Origin of the sequence: Massilia paldalensis (genome assembly GCF_044901715.1) — a bacterium.
GTDB lineage: Bacteria > Pseudomonadota > Gammaproteobacteria > Burkholderiales > Burkholderiaceae_D > Telluria > Telluria paldalensis.
On record NZ_JBJCIU010000026.1, the window covers coordinates 1 to 4,549 of the forward strand.

At 56.5% G+C, this 4,549-nt stretch carries 5 protein-coding genes; all 5 read right to left on the reverse strand.

Translation table 11 applies throughout. The features are described 5' to 3' along the window. Positions 1 to 124 precede the first annotated feature (124 nt). Positions 125 to 892, reverse strand: a complete 768-nt coding sequence (locus tag ACI1V7_RS28210) for an ATP-binding protein (RefSeq protein WP_404536015.1) — start codon at positions 890 to 892, stop codon at positions 125 to 127. 171 nt (positions 893 to 1,063) lie between these two features. Further along, the gene (locus tag ACI1V7_RS28215) at positions 1,064 to 2,872 is read right to left on the reverse strand and encodes a hypothetical protein (RefSeq protein ID WP_404536017.1); all 1,809 of its coding nucleotides are present in this window, start codon (positions 2,870 to 2,872) and stop codon (positions 1,064 to 1,066) included. 38 nt (positions 2,873 to 2,910) lie between these two features. Next, positions 2,911 to 3,546: a hypothetical protein gene (locus ACI1V7_RS28220; RefSeq protein WP_404536020.1), complete on the reverse strand. Its 636-nt coding sequence runs from the start codon at positions 3,544 to 3,546 to the stop codon at positions 2,911 to 2,913. A 115-nt stretch (positions 3,547 to 3,661) separates the two neighbouring features. Next, positions 3,662 to 3,991, reverse strand: coding sequence for a helix-turn-helix domain-containing protein (locus ACI1V7_RS28225; protein WP_404536023.1), 330 nt, complete (start codon positions 3,989 to 3,991; stop codon positions 3,662 to 3,664). A gap of 449 nt (positions 3,992 to 4,440) precedes the next feature. Next, positions 4,441 to 4,549 (reverse strand): IS3 family transposase (locus tag ACI1V7_RS28230; RefSeq protein WP_404535373.1); only part of this gene is annotated, 109 nt, incomplete at its 5' end.

The window sequence follows — 4,549 nt, forward strand, 5'->3', positions numbered from 1 at the left end:
TACTCGCTCGCGGCCTCGCTGACCATGCGCACGGCGCGCTCGATGACTTCGGGGGAATACTTGGGTTGCTTCTTCATAGCTCCATTTTCTCAAACAATGGAGCCTCTACAAAATCCGGGGCGGTTCACGCCTTCCACAGTGCGTGAGCGTATGTACTCAGACGCATGCCCGCGGCGAAGGCCCGCGGGTAGAAAAATCTTGTGAAGGTCCATGCGCTCTCTGGCGGATAGCATGATTCATCGTAGGCGGCCAGACATGTCGCTACGTCCTCGGCCGATACGATGCCGCCAAAGCGAATTTCCGTAACCATGAATCGCAGGACGATCTGCGTGTTCATGGACTTTCTGAGTGCCGACTTCTGGTCAAGCAACTGCGGCTGGCCCACAAGGATCGTAATCATCCGGATACCCTTGAGTTCCAGTGCATCGTGCAAGTCCCGCAACCACTCGTACTCGATCACCTGCAGCTTCTGCGCCTCGTCCGCGAAAAACACAATCCAGTCTTTCCTAGAGCGATCCGCAAGCACGCAGATGTGTTCGAGGAGCCGGTGACGTTTGCGGGAGATCTTGCCGGCCAATGGCTCCCTATGACCGACGGCCGTCAACAGGGCAATTAGGAACGAATCCTCCGAACCCGACTTGTGAGTCTCACAGCGAAAATTGACACACACTGCTCCGGGAAATGTCTCATGGAGGTAGTGGATCACGTACCGGATACTGGACGTCTTTCCGAACCTTGGGTAACCATACAAAATCGCTCCTGGGTTGCGCAACCTGATCTGCTTGACGATCCGTTGCGTGACAAGATCAATAGTAGGTGTCGCAACCAGGTAGCGCTTGCGTACGATAGGGTGATCGTCGAAATCGACTGGCCGTTGCGCTGTCAGGAGCATGGCGGCCCTCAGAAAGTAAGTGTCTTTCGGATGGTCAACGTCTTTGGCAGGATCGTCACCTCCTCGTTGTCTGTCGATGAGGGCACGTCCGGCACCAGATCACAGTCGTGTGGCGGCTGGGTTGCAACGGCCGGGGCCCGGGCGATGTATGGTTGGTCGACCTCGTCATCGTCATTGGCCGCGCTGGTTTGCTCCAACCGCTGCTGCTTGGCCAGAAGCCCTGCACCCTGCAGACACTTTGTTGTGACGTTGCTCGCTGCGCATACGAGCCCAAGCTTCGATCGGGTTGTCCCCTTCGCGGATGTCGAGCTTGCGTTCAGCGATAAGTCTGCAGATCTCACGACGGACCTTAAGCGAATGCGGAGTAAAGCACCATGGCCGCGCGGCCGAAAGAATGCCAAGCTCAGTCCCGTCGTCGAAGAAGGCCTTGACGACGCGAATGTCGCGCGGGTCGTAGTAAATTCGAAGCTTCTTGCCGATGAGTGCTGGGCTACTGGCTAGGAGTGGGCTTGTATAACGCACGCTGATGAAATTGATATAGGGCCGCAACCCGGTGCCCGGTTTCCCCTTGATAATGACGATCTTCGCTTCGTGAAGGAGGCAGAGATTTGATCGGGCCGCTACGGGCAGCGTTCTGATTCGACTACGGTGCTGAGCGACCGAGTGCGCCATCGCCTCCAGAGATGTGCGGCCATAGAGCCCTGTATGAGGTTCGCCGTTATAGTCGGCCAGCAGCACTTCGATCATGTCCTCCAGTTCATCCACGTCGACGAGAAGCCGCAGATCGCCCTTCGGGTCACTAAGCGCACGCTCGATGGCGGACGGATTGCTGCCCAAATTGCCTGGCAGCTGATGAGCGAAGTGCCGCGATATCAGGTGGAAAAAGCGTTCGATATGGGGACGGTCGTTTGGCTGGGCTGGAGCGCCGACGTCAGTCCAGCAGCCGATAGTCTGCGTCAGGCGTTCAATGGTGTCGGGAGCGAGGTGCGCTTTCGCATTATCACAACGGAACCAGTCCCAGCAGGCGTACTCGAGCTCTGGCATCCGTTGCGACGGAAAGCCGCCGCCCTCTCGCACTGCTAGCGTGGGGATCCGATAAGTGCGAGCTCGAAACGGACGCAGAGCCGCTTGCAGTGCGCACGCAAGATCGGCCTTCGAGTACTCGACGCTCAACGCAACGTGATGCCCAAGCACACAGCGGGTAGCGACATCAAGTACGACAAGGAGCCAGATCCGGTGTATTTCGACCAGCCTTTGCTCGCCGCCGGGACTACTCAGACGCACTGTGAGCCGCAAATCGATTTTGTGACCGTCGAACTCGACCACCTCGTATGCGCGGGTCGCCGCCGGCGCCTGTGCGGCCGACGTTGGCGCGGCCCGAACGGATTGCCCACCTGCGTGTTTTACCGACATCTCGAAAGACTCCTCGGCAAGTGATTGAAAGTGGGTGTACAGCGATCGAATGCCCAGGCGCCGTTCCGTGAAGGGGTACTCGTCCGCATGCACACCGCTTGCCCTGCACATCTTGAGAAACTGCTGGTGGATCGAACGCATGCTCTTGCGGACTTCGCGTTCGATTTCCACTCCACGATTACGCATGACAAACACGCGTCGCAGGTACGAAGCAATGTCGGGGTAGCGTTGCAGCAGTTGTTTGAATGCCCCGGCCCTGCCGCCAGCGCGGGTAAAGCTAACGGGCTTAAAACGCTCGTAGGTTTTGACGTGCAGTCCAGGCAGGGCTCCGCGGAAGCCGTAGAGCCGACCGTCGGGATGGAAGGCCGTACAGCGATCGACCAGGCGCCGGAGCGTCTTTCGATCGACACCGGTTTCTGACGTGATCGAAGAAACGCTGTGTTCGGGCTGGGTAATGTATACCGTGATCGCTTGGCAGCGTTTCTGAAAGGTTTCGCGCCGCTTGGGAGACAGCGCGGAAACGTCCACGGTCGGCCACGTATCCAGCCGGGTCAGCGCTTCGGGCATCGCTAGCCGATCGCACCGGCTGGTACGGTCCAAGGTAGTCATGGCGCCGAAAAGATCATTGCGGAGGAGATGGGTGCTCGATCGAAATCCATGCTGATTGCTAGTCCCTGGTGCACGAGCTGAAGTACAGCGACCTTGACCACGATGGGATCCGTCTGCCGGAACAGGGTGCTAAGCTCATCAATGGATTTCGGAATTTCTAGTTCCGATCTAACCGCGGCAATCAGGTCGGAACTCACATACCGGCGGAACGCCGACAGCTCGCGGACAATCTGTTCCCAGTTCGCACGTGCAACGCCGTCTTCCTGGGCAAACACAGGGGCGAAACGAATGCCGATCTGGTTATGAGCGCACCAGTCTGTGAGTCCTGGCCAGGACGCTAGCCATGCGTCACCGGCGTCAAGCTCTGCCTTGGTGGCGCAAAACAGCAGCTCTTCCTTGCCTTCGCGAATTGTGTAAAAGTCGGCGACACGTTGTCGGTCGCCTTCGTTGATGACTAGTGGCCTTTCGCAATACCAGGTCACCGTTGGCGTGCTTTCAAGGACCAGCCAAGCCTGAAGCGGTCCAGCGTTGAACAGTGTTAGGGAACGATTGGCTTTTAGGCCGAATACATCGAAGCGTCGAGACTTCGCAGGCCGACGGGTTGCGGCAGGCTGGACAAAGCGCGCTTCCATGGCACCTCCGTCAACGGCACTAGAACTGAAGAGTAGTACGCGTTGTCGAGAAGTCAAGGACTGAGCTTGGACGCGGAACTAGATATTACGGGGGATCATGGCTCAGAGTTGAACACTATGTGTTGGACTTGCCGCGCTTTGCTTCGAACCGGGCAGCATAGTCGATGAGCGTACGTGGACGCGCTGGGGGTGCTTCACCAGGAAAGAGCAGATCCAGTGCCGCAATCCTTTGAAAGGCGCTCACGATCAAGAGAAGAACCTCCAGAGAGTCGCATGTTCCGGCCTCAAAGCGTCTGAAGGTAGAGAACCCGACTCCACATTTTTCGGCGAACTCCTGTTGAGTCAGTTCTAGCCGTTTACGTTCATATCTGGTTCGATCAGCCAAAAGCTGGCGTAGCTGATCAGGGGTACCTGAACGGACGTCTTCAAACTTTGGAATGGACATGCTACCCCCCCACAAGCAAAAATGCTCAACTTTGAGCTATAGATTGATTTTGCTCATTGATCCTGTGGATAACTGCTGAGCTAGAGAGTAAAATAGCGCAAGACTTGAACATATCGCAAGGGAATTAACGCAGGCCGCGTATATAGCGTTGCCAGAAAGTCAAAAGCCACCCTTGGAGGTGGCTTTTAGACTCTTCTGCCAACGTGGCGTCACCGGCTTAGGTTCCTTGCAAGCAAGGAGCGGGAGTGGGATCACGATTGGGCTACCCAACGATTATAGTGACTTAACCAAAGATGATCAACAAGAATCCGCCACAAATCGCCAAGAACGAGCCTGATTATCCGAAGCTTTTGCTATCGATCAGCTTGGCTCGTTCCGCTCCATACAGAAGCTTCTTCCGATGCACGTCTGACAAGGAAACCGTAGGCGCATGAATCGCCACCATTTTCCTAGATACTCTGCAGCCGTAAAAAATGCCGCTTTTCAAACTCGACTGGCGACAGCCGTTTATTGAAGCTGTGGCGCCGCTTCGGATTGTAGAACATCTCGATGTAGTCG